This window comes from Pseudarthrobacter naphthalenicus (assembly GCF_029076445.1).
In the GTDB taxonomy this organism is placed as follows: domain Bacteria; phylum Actinomycetota; class Actinomycetes; order Actinomycetales; family Micrococcaceae; genus Arthrobacter; species Arthrobacter naphthalenicus.
The window spans coordinates 25,615-41,150 of record NZ_JARESG010000019.1 but is presented as its reverse complement, the minus strand read 5'-3'; the positions used below and the strand labels follow the sequence as shown (position 1 = coordinate 41,150).

At 67.3% G+C, this 15,536-nt stretch carries 15 protein-coding genes; 14 read left to right on the top strand and 1 reads right to left on the bottom strand.

The window, feature by feature from the left end; all coding sequences use genetic code 11:
• Positions 1-144 precede the first annotated feature (144 nt).
• The 4 genes from PY310_RS16830 (at position 145) to PY310_RS16815 (ending at position 4,434) form a co-directional block, all read left to right on the top strand.
• Entirely contained in the window at positions 145-690 is a 546-nt protein-coding gene (locus PY310_RS16830; RefSeq protein ID WP_275215617.1) for a gluconokinase, read from the top strand.
• 79 nt (positions 691-769) lie between these two features.
• Positions 770-2,233, top strand: coding sequence for a GntT/GntP/DsdX family permease (locus PY310_RS16825; RefSeq protein ID WP_275215653.1), 1,464 nt, complete (start codon positions 770-772; stop codon positions 2,231-2,233).
• Between the two features lie 135 nt (positions 2,234-2,368).
• The gene (locus PY310_RS16820) at positions 2,369-3,442 is read left to right on the top strand and encodes a glucose 1-dehydrogenase (protein ID WP_275215616.1); all 1,074 of its coding nucleotides are present in this window, start codon (positions 2,369-2,371) and stop codon (positions 3,440-3,442) included.
• On the top strand, positions 3,439-4,434 hold the full coding sequence (locus tag PY310_RS16815) for an aldose 1-epimerase family protein (RefSeq protein ID WP_275215615.1): 996 nt from the start codon (positions 3,439-3,441) through the stop codon (positions 4,432-4,434). Before PY310_RS16820 ends, PY310_RS16815 begins: the two co-directional genes overlap by 4 nt.
• Before the next feature lie 128 nt (positions 4,435-4,562).
• Here PY310_RS16815 and PY310_RS16810 read toward each other — a convergent pair whose 3' ends face one another.
• Complete coding sequence (locus tag PY310_RS16810) at positions 4,563-5,063, bottom strand: MarR family winged helix-turn-helix transcriptional regulator (RefSeq protein WP_275215614.1); 501 nt, start codon at positions 5,061-5,063, stop codon at positions 4,563-4,565.
• A 127-nt stretch (positions 5,064-5,190) separates the two neighbouring features.
• On the opposite strand from PY310_RS16810, the gene PY310_RS16805 reads away from it, so the two are divergent.
• The 10 genes from PY310_RS16805 to PY310_RS16760 all read left to right on the top strand — a co-directional run bounded on the left by PY310_RS16805 (position 5,191) and on the right by PY310_RS16760 (position 15,526).
• On the top strand, positions 5,191-5,658 hold the full coding sequence (locus PY310_RS16805) for a hypothetical protein (RefSeq protein WP_275215613.1): 468 nt from the start codon (positions 5,191-5,193) through the stop codon (positions 5,656-5,658).
• Entirely contained in the window at positions 5,655-6,308 is a 654-nt protein-coding gene (locus PY310_RS16800) for a gluconate 2-dehydrogenase subunit 3 family protein (RefSeq protein ID WP_275215612.1), read from the top strand. The genes PY310_RS16805 and PY310_RS16800 overlap by 4 nt, the downstream gene beginning before the upstream one ends.
• Positions 6,305-7,960: a GMC family oxidoreductase gene (locus PY310_RS16795; RefSeq protein WP_275215610.1), complete on the top strand. Its 1,656-nt coding sequence runs from the start codon at positions 6,305-6,307 to the stop codon at positions 7,958-7,960. The genes PY310_RS16800 and PY310_RS16795 overlap by 4 nt, the downstream gene beginning before the upstream one ends.
• Positions 7,961-7,962: 2 nt before the next feature.
• Positions 7,963-9,753, top strand: coding sequence for a thiamine pyrophosphate-requiring protein (locus PY310_RS16790; protein WP_275215609.1), 1,791 nt, complete (start codon positions 7,963-7,965; stop codon positions 9,751-9,753).
• Positions 9,754-9,756: 3 nt separating this feature from the next.
• The gene (locus PY310_RS16785) at positions 9,757-10,863 is read left to right on the top strand and encodes an enolase C-terminal domain-like protein (RefSeq protein ID WP_275215608.1); all 1,107 of its coding nucleotides are present in this window, start codon (positions 9,757-9,759) and stop codon (positions 10,861-10,863) included.
• A gap of 44 nt (positions 10,864-10,907) precedes the next feature.
• Positions 10,908-11,576, top strand: a complete 669-nt coding sequence (locus PY310_RS16780; protein WP_275215607.1) for a hypothetical protein — start codon at positions 10,908-10,910, stop codon at positions 11,574-11,576.
• Positions 11,573-13,378, top strand: coding sequence for a glycoside hydrolase family 15 protein (locus tag PY310_RS16775; protein ID WP_275215606.1), 1,806 nt, complete (start codon positions 11,573-11,575; stop codon positions 13,376-13,378). The genes PY310_RS16780 and PY310_RS16775 overlap by 4 nt, the downstream gene beginning before the upstream one ends.
• Before the next feature lie 110 nt (positions 13,379-13,488).
• Positions 13,489-14,181 carry a histidine phosphatase family protein gene (locus PY310_RS16770; protein WP_275215605.1) on the top strand — a complete coding sequence of 231 codons (693 nt, stop codon included), beginning with the start codon at positions 13,489-13,491 and terminating at the stop codon, positions 14,179-14,181.
• 23 nt (positions 14,182-14,204) lie between these two features.
• A complete protein-coding gene (locus tag PY310_RS16765; RefSeq protein ID WP_275215604.1) occupies positions 14,205-14,759 on the top strand; it encodes a DUF3090 domain-containing protein in 555 nt (184 codons plus the stop codon).
• Positions 14,759-15,526 (top strand): SCO1664 family protein, encoded by a 768-nt coding sequence (locus tag PY310_RS16760; RefSeq protein WP_275215603.1) that lies wholly within the window; start codon positions 14,759-14,761, stop codon positions 15,524-15,526. Before PY310_RS16765 ends, PY310_RS16760 begins: the two co-directional genes overlap by 1 nt.
• The last annotated feature ends 10 nt before the right edge of the window (positions 15,527-15,536 follow it).

The following is a 15,536-nucleotide window of genomic DNA, read 5'->3' as shown; positions in this document are numbered from 1 at the left end:
TAAAAGTCTCCTCGCGGCTCTGAACAGAGTCAACGGCAGGAGGCGACCAGGTTAAAAGCGCAGTGACCCACGGTTGCCAGGTCCGTGCCGATGGCATGGACCTGTGCTCTGGCGCCCGGGCTCCGGTGCTGCCAAGATGGCTCCATGGACCCGCGCGTCGCGCCGACGGCTCCCCTGGCTGAACCGGTGGTACTGGTTGTCATGGGCGTCTCCGGGTCCGGCAAATCCACCGTTGGCGCACTCCTTGCCGGCCGGCTGGGCTGGGCCTTCGAAGAAGGCGATGCGCTGCACCCCCGCGCAAATATCGAGAAGATGACCGCAGGACATCCACTGACGGATGAAGACAGATATCCGTGGCTGGAGAAGGTTGCCGGCTGGGTCGAGCGGAGGCTGGATCAGGGGGAAAACGGGGTCATCACGTGTTCGGCGCTCAAGCGCTCTTACCGGAAGATCATTAACCGGCGGCGATCCGGCGTCGTCTTCGTTTTCCTGTCCGGCTCCGAGACAACGATCGGCGAGCGGCTGGCCGGGCGGCACGCGCATTTCATGCCCGCGAGCCTGTTGTCGAGTCAGTTCGCCGACCTCGAGGAGCTAACCCAGGATGAGCCCGGAATCCGCGTCGATGTCGGACCGAATCCCGGAGTGATTGCCCAACAAATCATCGATCAGCTCGGCCTGAAACCGAGCTGAACGGAGGAGCGCCATGAACGGAAGCCTCAGCCTCGTCGGGCCCGCTACCCGGGTCGCCACAGACAGCACCACGGACCTCATGAACCAGCCATGGAACGGCCATGACACCCAGGTTCTTGTCGTTGCAGCCATCGGCATTGCGATTGTTGTCCTGCTGATCGTCTGGGCGAAAATGCACGCTTTCCTGGCCCTGAGTATTGGGGCGCTCTTCGTGGGCATCGCCTCCGGCATTGCGCTGGACAAAGTGACCACCTCCTACGAAAACGGGGTCGGCGGTGTGCTTGGCTACGTCGGCGTCCTCATCGCACTCGGAGCCATGCTGGGCAAGCTGTTGGCAGATTCCGGCGGGGCGGACAAGATCGTGGATACCCTCCTCCACGGCCGGCCGGCAACGCTGCCCTGGAAGATGGCGCTGATCGCCGGCATCATCGGCATCCCCATGTTTTTCGAGATCGGCCTGGTGCTGCTCATACCGGTTGTGATGCTGGCCGTGCACCGTTCCAAGGGGCCGGCCATGCTGCTCGGCATTCCGGCCCTGGCAGGCCTGTCTGTGCTCCACGGATTCATCCCGCCGCATCCGGGCCCCTTGGCCGCGATCGGCATCCTGCACGCCAACGTCGGTGTGACCCTTGCCTTCGGCCTCCTGATTGCGGTTCCAACCGTCATTATCGCCGGTCCCTTGTTTGGCCGTCTTGCCGCACGGCTGGTACCCATTGGTGCCGCCGGGGCGGGACTGGCCGTGACAGTCGGTGCCGGCGGCAACGCACAAAATTCGGAGCTTCCAGTTTCGGGTGCTCAACCCGCCAGTCCGCGCCGGGGTGATCCGCGGGGTGGTGACGCGCCCCTGGCCAAGGCTCAGGATCCCGACGCCACCCGCAGTCCATCCTTCGCCTGGACCCTGGTGACCCTGTTGTCCCCGCTGGTGCTCATGCTGATCAAAGCCGGGGCGGACATTTGGATGGACAAAGGCGACCCGCTGCGGCCGCTGCTGGACTTCATCGGCGATCCGGTCTTTGCCCTGCTGGTGGCGGTGCTCCTGGCCATGGTCACCTTCGGCACAAGGGTGGGCTTCTCGGCGTCGGTTCTGACGAAGAAGATCGGCCAGAGCCTGTTGCCGATTGTCGGGGTGATGCTCATCGTCGGCGCAGGCGGCGGCTTCAAGCAGGTTCTGGTCGACGGCGGCACCGGTACGGCCATCGCCAAGATCGCCGTGGCAGCCAGCCTGTCCGCCCTGGTGCTGGGATGGATCATCGCTGTGCTCATTCGGCTGGCAACAGGTTCGGCAACGGTAGCGACGGTAACGGCGGCAGGCATCATCGCGCCCGTGGCAACCGGGCTGCCTCCGGCTCAAATAGCGCTCGTTGTGCTCGCCATTGGTGCCGGGTCGCTGTTCTTTTCCCATGTCAACGACGCGGGTTTTTGGCTGGTCAAGGAATACTTCGGGCTGACCGTAGGACAAACGATCAAGACCTGGTCCGTCATGGAAACGCTGATCTCCATCGTCGGGTTCGTGCTCACCTTGCTGCTGGCCGCTGTCGTTTAGACAAGACACGCCCAGCCCGGCCGTCACGGACCGGTTCCCAGTCGTGCGCGGCAGACTCGCACAAAATTCCGTTGCGCTAACGCAAATATCGCGGGAGACTGGCGGTAGATGACCCTTCGCTTGAAGGAGAAGCACATGCAAGCATTGACGGTTACGCCGGGGAAAAAGGACTCACTACAGCTTCGCGGCATCCCGGAACCACCGGACAGCCAGGGGCCGGTCCTGGTTGAAGCCCTCGCCGTTGGCCTGTGCGGCACCGACACCGAAATCATCGCGGCGGCGTACGGGGAGGCTCCGCCCGGCCAGGACTACCTGGTTCTTGGCCATGAAAACCTGGGCCGGGTCCGGGAGGCTCCCCGGGACTCCGGCCTGACGGAAGGGGACCTGGTGGTGGGCATTGTCCGCCGGCCGGACCCTGAACCGTGCAAAGCCTGCGCTGCCGGCGAGTGGGATATGTGCCTGAACGGCAAGTACACCGAGCACGGCATCAAAGGCCGGGACGGGTTTGCCCGGGAGCGGTGGCGCGCAGAACCGCAGGCCATGGTGAAACTGGACGCGGGGATGGAAGAGGCAGGCGTGCTGCTGGAGCCCACCACCATCGTGGCCAAAGCCTGGGAGCAGATCGGCCGGATCGGGCAGCGCGCCTACTTCGATCCCCACCTGGCTGTCGTAACCGGAGCCGGACCTGTTGGCCTGCTTGCGGCCCTCCTGGGTGTCCAGCAGGGCCTGGACGTCCATGTCTTCGACGTCGTCACGGACGGCCCGAAACCGGGGCTGGTCCGGGATCTGGGCGCCACCTATCACAGCGAGTCCCTTCCCGACTCCGGCCTCAAACCGGATGTCACGGTCGAATGCACGGGCGTTACCGCCGTGGTGCTCGATGCGCTGCGCTGCCGCGCCCAGGACGCGATTACGTGCCTGACCGGCGTCTCCGGCACCGGGAAGCGGACAGGGGTTGATGTAGGCGCCCTGAACCGCGAGGAGGTGCTGATGAACGGCGTGGTCTTTGGCAGCGTCAACGCCAACCGGCGCCACTACGACGCCGGCGCCAAGGCGCTGGCAGCTGCTGACACGGACTGGTTGCGGCGGCTCATCACCCGCCGCGTGCCGCTAGGCAACTTCGCCGGGGCTTTCGACCACCATCCCCACGACGTCAAGGTGGTCCTGGAAATCCAGGCGGACGGCGGCACTGTAAAGAGGCAGTCATGAACCCCGAAGCCAGGACCTCCTCCCCCGCCAAGCCCCGGCAGGGGCCAGAGCGGAACAGCGGCCATCTGCTCCCCTCCGGCCGGCAATACGAAATCCGGCACGGCCGGCAGAGCGCACAGCTGACGGAGGTCGGCGGGGCTTTGCGCGGGTATTTCCTGGACGGACGCCCCCTCCTGGACGGATACGGTCCTGAGGAGATGTGCACGGGAGCCAGGGGACAATCCCTTATTCCGTGGCCCAACCGGATCAGGAACGGCAGGTATGAGTGGGACGGCGGCACCTATCAGCTGGACCTCAGCGAGCCGGAGAAAAGCGGGGCCATCCATGGGCTTACCCGCTGGCGGAACTGGGAGGTCCGGGAACAATCGGAGGACAGCATTTCCTTCGCTTACACGCTGCATTCCTGCCAGGGGTGGCCATGGGTGCTTGACTGCAGCCTGGACTACGGGCTCGACGACGGCGGGCTGAGCGTGCGCACGACAGTCACCAACCGGAGCCCGGACCCGTGCCCCTTTGGCACCGGGGCGCACCCCTACCTGAGCCTGGGACTGGCGGGCGGGACCATCGACGCGGGATTGGTCGAGGTGCCGGGGCGGACCTTCCTGCCAGTGGATGACCGGGGCATTCCGACGGGCCATGAGCGGGTGGACGGCACGGAGTATGACCTGCGTGAGCTCCGGCAGCTCGGCGCCCGGCACATCGACGTCGCCTATACGGACCTGATCCGGGACGCGGACGGGCGGGCGCGGGTGAGGCTCGTGCGGCCCGACAGCTCCGCGGCGGTGGAGCTCTGGGCGGACGAAACGTACCCGTACCTGGAGATCTTCACCGGGGACACCCTCCCCCAGCCCGACCGGCGGCGGACAGGCCTGGGCGTCGAGCCAATGACATGCGCTCCGGACGCGTTCAATTCGGGCGAAGGGCTGATCACCCTCCATGCCGGGCAGTCCCATACGGGTCAGTGGGGCATCACTCCGCGGCAAGGGACCTGAACGGACATGAACAGCGCACCCGGCGCCGTGGCAGCCCAAGCATTCCGGTGCTTTCCGCCAACTATTGCGTCACCGCAATTACCGCCGTTCAATGGAGGTATGGGTTGCCACTCCCGGTCCCGGCCCGTTCAGGCGCCGGCCCCCAGCGTAAAACGGCCGTCGGACGTCCCGTGGCCCCCGGCGGCGGCGGCGAAGGCCTCCATCGCCGCAGCCAGTGCAGGGCGGCGCCCGGCCGGCATCCGCGAAATCACGTCGGCGATGGCCTGCCGCCGGTGCTCCAGCACGGTGTTGACCAGGGTTTGTCCCTTCCCGGTCAGCTCCAGGACGATGTACCGCCGGTCCGCAGGATCCTCGCGGCGTTCAAGCAGGCCCGCCGCCACCAGGCGGTCGCAGATGCGGGTGGCGTTCGAAGCGTGGACGCCCAGTTCGGCGGCCACGCCGCCCAGGTTCTGGGGCCCGAGGACGTGGATACGGACCAGCACGCGCAACTGCGGCGTGTTGACGATGTCTTCCACCTCGGCCACCGAACTGGCCACGACCCGCAGAAGTACGTCCGCGGCAGCCAGCACTGCTTCAATTTCCCGGCTTCCCGGCGCCCTGGGGGTTTCCGATGCGGCAGGTGTGTCCATACGCATTAGTTTCCCCGGTTAGTTACCGGACTGCAAAGGTTGCGCGGAGTCAAGCCAAGTACCGGACGCCACGGCAGAGCGGGCAGGCACCCCCAACAGGAGGCCGGCCCCGCGGACAAGGAGCATCATGAAGACCAGACAACCAACGGATCCGGTCACCGGCACGGTCCACGGCATCGACCGGCTCATCCGGAACGTGCAGACCGGCCGGTTCGAACGCTCCCTCTCGGGCCTGACGGCGGCCGGCGCCCTGGTCACGGCGGCGGAAATCTACCTTGAACATGACAAAGCCAGTTTCGGCAACAAGTGGATGTGGGTCCCCGTGGTCCTGGGCCCGGTGGGTGCCGCCGCGGGCGTGGCGGGTGTCTTCAGCCGGGGCATGGCCAAAACCGCACTGCCGCTGGCGAGCGCGGCCATCATCGCCAACGGGCTGCAGGGAACCTGGCTGCATCTGCGGGGGATCCGGCAGAAGCCCGGCGGCCTGTCCAACCTGCGCTACAACCTGGAGATGGGCCCGCCCCTGTTCGCGCCGCTGCTGGTCACCCTGGTGGGTGGGATGGGCCTCCTGGCCTCGGTCCTCAGGCGCGAGCCGTGAGCCGGCTGCCGCTGGAACGGCCCGACGGCGGCGGACGCTACCCGGGCTTCAGCACCCTTGCCCAGGCGGACCATTGGGACCGGACCACGGCCGCCGTCGTCGAATCCCGCCTGGGCCGGCCACCGGACGTCCGCTTCTTTACGCCTGCGGAAGAGGCCGCGGGGCGCGCCCTCTTCGACCAGTTGCTGGCCCAGCGGGGTGAACCGCGCGTGCCGGTGGTGAACATGGTGGACGCCCGCCTGGCGGAGGAACAAACCGATGGCTGGCACTATGACAACATGCCGCGCGACGGCGAGGCGTGGCGGGCCACGCTGGCTGCGTTGGACCGCGAGGCCGGCTCCCGCGCAGGCTGCACGTTCGCGCTGCTGGACCCGGTTGAGCAGGCCCAACTCCTGCAGGACGTCTGCGACCTGCACCAGGAGCTTTGGCACGGCCTGCCGGCAGACCGGGTGTGGAGCCTCTGGACCCGGTACGCCTGCACCGCCTTCTACTCCCATCCCCTGGCCTGGGACGAAATCGGATTCGCCGGGCCGGCGTATCCGAGGGGGTACAAGAACCTGGGCGTGGACCGGCTGGAGCCGTTCGAGGTACGGGATGTCCGCCCGGATGCCGACCCGGCCCGCAGCTCCACCCGTGGGGCAGAGCAATGAACAGGGTCCGCGAGCGCAACGAATCGGCGTGGCTGCTCCCCGCAGGGCCGGGCAGCAACCTGCGGCTGCGGGCGGACATGCGGCGTTACAGCGAAACCGATGAGGTGGACATCGCTATTGTCGGCTGCGGAGCAGGCGGCGCCACCTTGCTGCAGCGTCTGGCGCGCTGGGGCTGGCGGGCCGTGGCCCTGGAGGCCGGTCCGTTCTGGGAACCGGAGCGGGACTGGGTGAGCGACGAAGCCGGGTCCCATCACTTGTACTGGACCGAACCCCGTGTGATCACGGGAACGGACCCTGTGCCGCTCGGGTCAAACAATTCGGGCCGCGGGGTGGGCGGGTCCATGGTCCACTTCGCCGGCTACACGCCGCGATTCCACCCCAGCGATTTCCGGACCTTCAGTGCGGACGGGGTGGGCGCCGACTGGCCCCTGGACTACGCCGAGCTCCGGCCGTACTACGAGGACATCGAGGCCGAGCTGCCCGTCGCCGGCGAACACTGGCCGTGGGGTGACCCGCACGGCTACCCGCACCGGCCGCATCCGGTGTCCGGCAACGGCGAACTGTTCCTGCGCGGTGCCAACGCCTGCGGGATCACGGCAAAGGTGGGGCCGGTGGCCATCGCGAACGGCCGCTTCGGCAACCGCCCGCACTGCATCTACCGCGGCTTCTGCCTTCAGGGCTGCAAGGTCAACGCCAAGGCTTCCCCGCTGATCACGCATGTCCCGGACGCCCTGGCACACGGGGCCGAGATCCGCGCGGATTCGATGGCCACCAGGATCGGTTTTGACGAACGGACCGGACGGGCCACCGGCGTCGAATACGTTCAGGGCGGGATAACGAAGTTCCAGCGGGCCCGGATGGTGGCCGTGGCCGGGTACTCGATTGAGACACCACGGCTGCTGCTGAACTCCGTTTCATCCCGTTTCCCGGACGGCATGTGCAACGACTTCGACCAGGTGGGCCGGTACCTGATGGTCCAGGGTGCCCCGCAAACCGCGGGCCGGTTCCAGGCCGAAGTGAGGATGTGGAAGGCCCCTCCCCCGGAGGTCAGCACAGAGGACTTCTACGAAACGGACCCGGGGAAGCCCTACAAACGGGGGTTCTCCATCCAGAGCGTGTCCCCGCTGCCCATTACCTGGGCCGAGCACGTTGCCGCCCAGGGGCACTGGGGCCCCGCCCTGCGCCGCTACATGACCGACTACCCGCACTGGGCGTGCCTGGGCGCCCTGTGCGAATTCCTCCCCCTCGAGGGAAACCGGGTGACGCTGGCGGAGGAGACGGACCGGCACGGCATCCCTGTTGCGCGCTTCAGCTACAGCCAGTGTGACAACGACCGGCAGCTGATGTCCGCCGCGCAGCAGGTCATGGAACGAATCCTGGCTGCGGCAGGGGCGGAGGAGGTCATCACCATCAACCGCTACGCACATCTGGTGGGCGGCGCCCGAATGGCCGCAACAGAGGACGCGGGCGTGGTGGACCGGAACCTCCGCAGTTTCGCGGTGCCCAACCTGCTGGTTACGGACGGAAGCGTGCTGCCGACCCAGGGCAGCGCCAACCCGGCCCTGACCATCATGGCGCTGGCGGCCCGCGCCGCCCGTGTCCTGATCCAAGGCGCCCGCAGCGGCGCCCCGATGAGCGCAAAGGAAGACTGATCATGGCAACCACAGTGGCCGACTACCTGCTCTCCCGGCTGGGTGAGTGGGGTGTGGACAAAGTCTTCGGTTTCCCCGGAGACGGCATCAACGGCATCCTGGCCGCTTTTGGCAAGGCGGACAACCAGCCGAAATTCATCCAGGCCAGGCATGAGGAGATGGCGGCGTTCGAGGCCGTGGGGTACGCCAAATTCGGCGGCCGGGTGGCCGTGTGCATGGCCACCTCCGGCCCCGGGGCGATCCACGTGCTCAACGGCCTCTACGACGCCAAGCTGGACCACGTACCGGTGGTGGCCATCGTGGGACAGACCGCACGCAGCGCCATGGGTGGCTCCTACCAGCAGGAGGTTGACCTGCTGACCCTCTTCAAGGATGTGGCTTCTGACTACGTCCAGATGGTCACCGTTCCCCAGCAGCTGCCCAACGTCATCGACCGGGCCATCCGGATCGCCGAGGCCCGGCGGGCGCCCACGGCGGTAATCATTCCGGCAGACGTGCAGGAACTCGAGTACGCCGCCCCCACCCACGAGTTCAAGATGGTCCCATCCAGCGTCGGCGTCCAGTGGCCGGACATCCAGCCGGACGGTGAGGCCATCAGGGCGGCGGCGCAGCTCCTGAACGAGGGTTCGAAGGTGGCCATCCTGATCGGGCAGGGAGCCCGCGGGGCTGCCGCTGAGGTCCGGGAGGTGGCCGAACTGCTGGGAGCGGGGGTGGCCAAGGCCCTGCTGGGCAAGGACTCGTTGCCCGATGACCTGCCCTACGTCACCGGCTCCATCGGGCTGCTGGGCACCCGCCCCAGCTATGAAATGATGCGGGACTGCGACACCCTGCTCACGGTGGGGTCCAGCTTCCCCTACACGCAGTTCCTGCCCGAACCAGGTCAGGCCCGCGGCGTGCAGATCGACGTCGACCCCACAATGATTGGCCTGCGCTACCCGAACGAATACAACATCATCGCGGACGCAGCCAACGCCCTGAGTGCCCTGATTCCGCACCTGGACCGTAAGCAGGACCGGTCCTGGCAGGAGAACCTGGAGTCAGCCATCAGCCGCTGGTGGGAAACCATGCACGACGAAGCCATGGTCAGCGCCAACCCGGTCAACCCCATGCGGCTGTTCGCGGAGCTGTCCACACGCTTGCCCGCGGACGCGATGCTCAGCGCGGACTCCGGTTCCTCGGCAAACTGGTATGCGCGGCAGCTGAAGTTCCGGGACGGCGTCCGGGGCTCGCTGTCCGGCAACCTGGCCACCATGGGGCCCGGCGTCCCCTACGCGATCGGTGCCAAGTTCGCCTACCCCAACCGGCCGGCCATCGCCTTCGCCGGTGACGGTGCCATGCAGATGAACGGGCTGGCTGAGCTCATCACGGTCAAACACTACTGGCGGGAATGGGACGATCCTCGGCTGGTGGTGGCTGTCCTGCACAACAACGACCTGAACCAGGTCACGTGGGAGATGCGCGCCATGGGCGGGGTGCCCGCCTTCCGTGAGTCCCAGGCCCTGCCCGACGTCGACTACGCGGGCTTCGCCGAAAGCCTGGGTTTGCAGGGCCTCCACGTGGAGGATCCCGACGACGTCGGGCCGGCTTGGGAGAAGGCTCTCGCCGCGGACCGGCCCACCGTCCTGGACGTCCGCACCGACCCTGACATTCCGCCGATTCCGCCGCATGCCACCCTGGAGCAGGCGCGGAAGACGGCAGAAGCCATGATCAAGGGCGATGACAGCGCCTGGGGTGTGGTGAAGGAAGGGGTCAAGACCAAGCTTCAGGAATTCCTGCCGCACAAGGAGGGCTGACCGGTGCCGGCTGCCTCCACCCCGGTCACCGCCGTACGGGCGAGCGCCTACACGGTGCCCACCGACGCGCCCGAAGCGGACGGCACCTACAGCTGGGACTCCACCACCCTGGTGCTGGTGGAAGCGGACGGCGGCGGGAAGAGTGGCCTGGGCTGGACGTACGCCCCGGCCCCGGCCGCCGCCCTGGTGGAAGGTTTGCTCGGCCCCGCCGTCGAGGGCATCGATGTCTTGGACGTGCCGGCCGCAGCGGCAGCGATGGCCCGGGCGGTGCGCAATCCCGGCCGGACCGGGATGGCGTCCTACGCTGTTTCCGCCGTCGACTGTGCCCTGTGGGACCTGAAGGCCCGGCTGCTGGAGGTGCCGCTGCACAAGCTTCTCGGCGCAGTCCGTGACCGGGTTGCCGTCTACGGCAGCGGCGGGTTCACCACCTACACCGAAGGCCAGCTGCGGGAGCAGCTCCAGGGCTGGGCCCAGGAGCTGCACATCCCGCGCGTGAAGATCAAAATCGGGCAGGACGGCGGAACCCATGTGGCACGGGACCTGGACCGCATCCGGCAGGCACGTGCCGCCGTCGGGCCCGGCACCGAACTGTTCGTGGATGCCAACGGAGGCTACACCGTCAAGCAGGCGGTCCGGGTGCTGCGCGAGGTTGCGGATGAAGACGTGACGTGGTTCGAAGAACCCGTGTCCAGCGACGACCTCGCCGGGCTGCGGACCGTACGCGCCGCCGTCGACGCCGACGTGGCAGCCGGTGAGTACGGCACCGGCCTTCAGTACTTCCAGCGCATGTGCGGCGCGGGCGCGGTGGACTGCCTGCAGGCGGACGTCAGCAGGTGCGGCGGGATCAGCGAATGGCTGCGCGTCGCCGCGGTTGCTGCGGCGCACGGCCTGGACGTTTCGGGGCACTGCGCACCCCACCTGAGCGCCGCCGTCGCCGCCGCCACTCCCAACTTCCGGCACCTGGAATGGTTCCACGACCACGTCCGGATCGAAAACCTCTTCTTTGACGGCACGCTTGACCCCGACGGCGGGTGGGTACGGCCCGGAAAGTCCCCCGGCAACGGGTTGTCCTTCCGCAGTACTGACGCCCGCCAGTACCGGGTCCGGTGAGAATCAGGAAGCCATGGACAACAGCAAGGACTGAAAGGAAGCCCATGAGCACCACCCCAGACAGCGTGAACCCGGCCGGCGCCAAACCGCTTGACCCCGACCCCACAGGCCAGGACCCCAGCGCCCAGGATCACGGCGCGAAAGAGAAAGTGCTGCTGCAGTCAGTAATTTTCGAGGTCACGCGGGAAGCTGAGGGCAGGAGCCTGCCCGAGATCCGGGACATGCTGGAATCCGGGTTCTCGCGCAGCGGCGTCACTGCCCCCACCAATACGTGGCTGGACGCGGTGGCTTCCGCGGCGTTCTACGGCGAGCCCTATATCATCGACCTCCCCGCCGCCCTGGCAGCAGACACGGCCGTGACGGCACCGAATCCCGAAGTCCGGGAGCGCCTGGCCTCGCGGCGGGAACTGCGGAACGAAAAGCTGCCCGCCGGGACCTTTCCTCCAGCCTCCGCCTGGGAGCTGGATGACAGTGAGGTCACCGGGAGAACATCCGAGCCGGGTCCGGACGCCCGGGCGGTGATGGAAAGCACCCGCACGGCGCGGCAGATGCCGGCCGTGGCAGCGGCAAGTGCGGCCGTCCTCGTGGGCATTGCGGTGGTCCGGGCGGTGACTGCCCGGCGGCGTAACACCGTACGGCGTAACACCCGGCGGCCGAACACACGGGCGGCCGAACACACGGTATTAGCCCCGGGAACCGGGAGGGATAAATGACAGGAATCGAAGACTACGCGATCATCGGCGACCTGCACACCGCGGCCCTGGTGGCCCGCAACGGGTCCGTCGACTGGATGTGCCTGCCCAACTTCGACTCACCGGCCTGCTTCGCGGCGCTGCTGGACACCCCTGAAGCGGGACGCTGGCTGTTGGCCCCGACGGGCGCCGGCAACTGCACCCGCCGGCGCTACCGGCCCGGCACGCTGATCCTGGAAACGGAATGGGACACTGCCGAGGGAAGTGTCAGGGTCACGGACTTCATGCCGGCCCGGGACGATTCGGTGGACATGGTGCGCATCGTGGAGGGCCTGAAAGGCAGCGTTCCCATGCAGGGGGAACTACGCCTGCGCTTCGACTACGGCCGCATCGTGCCATGGGTCCGCCGCATGGACCACGGCATCAGTGCCGTCGCCGGCCCGGACGCCGCCTACCTCAGCACGCCCGCCCCGCTGGAGGGCCGCGATATGCGCACCGTCAGCGAGTTCACGGTCAGGGCCGGAGACCGGATCCCGTTTGTCCTGCGGTGGGCACACAGCTACAAACCGGTTCCGGACCGGACCGACCCCGAAGGAGCACTGGCCTCCACGCAGGCTTTCTGGGAACAATGGATTGGCCGGAACAGCATGGCCGGGGACTACAAGGACGCCGTGGAACGGTCCCTGATCACGCTCAAGGCCCTGACCTACGCCCCCACCGGGGGCATCGTTGCCGCCGCCACCACTTCCCTGCCCGAGGATCCCGGCGGCAGCCGCAACTGGGACTACCGCTTCTGCTGGCTGCGGGACGCCACCCTGACGCTGCAGTCCCTGCTCGCCTGCGGCTACAAGGACGAAGCTGCGGCATGGCGGGAGTGGCTGCTGCGCGCCGTCGCCGGAAACCCCGCAGACCTGCAGATCATGTACGGCCTGGATGGCACACGCCGGCTGCCCGAAGCCGAACTGCCCTGGCTGGCCGGGTACGAAGGCTCCAGGCCGGTCCGCACGGGAAACGCCGCCGCCCCGCAACTGCAGCTGGATGTCTGGGGCGAGGTCCTGGACGGGCTGGCCCTCACCCGCGCCGCGGATCCCGGCACCACTGACGATTCATGGGACATCCAGGTGGCCTTGATGGAATACCTGGAAGGAGAGTGGGACCAGCCCGACAACGGGCTGTGGGAAATGCGGGGCCCCCGCCGCAAATTCACCCACTCCCGGGTCATGGCCTGGGTCGCGGCGGACCGGATGGTCAAGGCCGTCCGGGAATCCGGCCTTCCCGGCCCCGCGGACCGCTGGGCCGCGTTACGGAAGACGATCCACCACGACGTCATGACCCACGGCTTCGATGAAAAGCGCAACACGTTCGTCCAGTCCTACGGCAGCACCGAACTCGACGCCAGCCTGCTGCTGATCCCCCGCGTCGGGTTCCTCCCCCACGGCCACCCCCGCGTCGCCGGCACCGTCGAGGCGATCCAGCGGGAACTGACCCGGGACGGGTTCGTACTCAGGTACCGCCCGGAAGCCAGCGACGACGGCCTGCCGGGCACCGAAGGCGTCTTCCTCGCGTGTTCCTTCTGGCTCGCCGATGCACTCGTGGGTATCGGGCGCCGGGACAAAGCCGTGGACCTGTTCGAACGCCTGCTCACACTGCGGAACGACGTGGGCCTGCTCAGCGAGGAATGGGACCCCCGCAACAAACGGCAACTGGGCAACACGCCCCAGGCCTTCAGCCACTTCCCGCTCATCCACTGCGCCCTCCAGCTGCGCCACGGCCCCCACCACAGCAACACCCCCGTCCGGACCCACGAGGCGGGTCAGCACTAACTTGGGTGCCAGCGCCGCGCCGCCGCGGCGTTCAGCCCGGTTGCTTATCTGCCTCTTCGACGCAAGAGCCGGTGGCGCAGCGGCGTTGAGCGGTTGGTTAGGCTTGGTGCATGGCGACAGTTATTCTCGTGCGGCACGGCCGCACCACAGCCAATGCCACCGGGCTTCTGGCCGGCCGGGCCGTCGGCGTCAACCTCGACGAGATCGGGCGCGACCAGGCGGCGCTGACTGGGGACCGGCTCGCGGTCGTGCCGGTAGTCGGGGTGGTGTCGAGCCCCCTCGAGCGTTGTCAGGAGACCGCCCGGCTCATCCTTGATCGCCAGGGCGGCACACCGTACGCGCCGGTCGATCCCGATCTCACCGAATGCGATTACGGCCAGTGGCAGGGCCGCATGCTCAGCGATCTCGCCACCGAGGATCTGTGGCCGGTGGTGCAGTCGCAACCGTCCGCGGTCGTCTTTCCCGGCGGTGAATCCATGGCCGCGATGCAGGCTCGGTCGGTGGCGGCAATTCGACGCCACGATGCGGCCTTCGAAACCGAGTTTGGGCCGGGGGCCGTATGGGTGGCGGTAAGTCACGGCGACATCATCAAATCAATCCTCGCCGACGCGCTCGGCATGCACCTTGACCTGTTCCAGCGTATAAACGTGGGCCCCGCCTCCGTTTCGATCGTGCGCTACGGCGCTGGTCGGCCGAGCGTCCACGCGACCAACACCGACGCGGGTGATCTTTCGTGGCTCTCGAACGGCACCCGCTCCGGCGACGCGCCGGTGGGCGGCGGGGCTGGACACACGGCACCATGAATCTCATGGCCTAAAATACTGACATGCCTACACGTGTTCATGAGTTTGCCTGGCCTGATCGGGTCGTCGTCGGCACCATTGGTCTTCCGGGGGCCCGAACGTTCTACCTGCAGGTGCGGGCCGGGACCCAGATCGTCAGCATCGCCATGGAGAAGCAGCAGTCGGCTTTGCTCGCCGATAAAATCGACGAAATCCTCGACCAGCTGCTCACCGTCGAAGGCAACCCCCACAGCGTCCCCACCAGTACCCCCATTGAACTCGTTGACAATGACCAGCTCGAGGCCGTTCAGGAGCAGTTTCGAACCGGCGCCATGAGTTTGGGCTGGGACCCGACGACGGCGCAGGTGGTCATAGAGGCCTACCCGATCGCCGAGGTCGACGATGATGAGAACAACGAACCGTTGGATGGGGACGATGCCGAGGTGCCCGAGATGCTGCTGGTGCGGATGCCGGTTGGCACTGCCCGCGCCTTCGCTAAGCGCACGCGTGAGGTAGTAGGCGCCGGGCGTCCCGCGTGCCCGCTCTGCGGTTACCCCGTGGACGCCGACGGGCACGTCTGCACCCGGCCTGAAGACTGATGCCGGCACCTGACCTGCTTAACGCCGAGCTGACGCTCACCGGGCGCATAACGACAGCGTCGAATGCGACCTTCCTGGGCAGCGTCGGGGACACGACGGTGGTCTATAAGCCGATAGCCGGGGAGAAAGCGCTGTGGGATTTTCCCGACGGCTTCCTTGCCCACCGGGAGGTTGCCGCCTTCCTTGTTTCGGAGGCCCTCGGATGGAACGTGGTGCCTCGCACCTGGCTGCGCGATGGTCCGTTCGGCGAAGGGATGGTGCAGCTGTGGCAGGAGACAGATCCCGAGCAGAGCGCGGTGGACCTCGTTGCGTCGGAACACGTACCGGAGACCGGCTGGAAGCAGGTCCTCGAAGGTCAGGATGAGAATGGGCGGATGGTCGCCCTCATACACGAGGACTCTCCGGCGCTCAGACGCATGGCGGTCTTCGACGTCGTCGTCAACAACGCCGACCGTAAAGGCGATCACATCCTTGCCATGCAGGGCGGACACCGGCACGGGGTGGACCATGGGCTCACCTTCCACCGTGACCACAAGCTGCGCACGGTGCTGTGGGGATGGTTGGGGGACGCTCTCACGGACGAGGAACGCGATGGCATCGACCGTGTCATCGAAGGACTGAGCGGCGATTTGGGCCGGAACCTGGCGGACCTGCTCAGTGCCGAAGAAATCGCATCGCTCGCCACGCGCTGCGCCCGCCTTCGGCTGGCAGGACGGTTTCCGGCTCCGAGCGGCGAGATGTCTGCGGTGCCCTGGCCGCTGTTCTAGGACATTTACG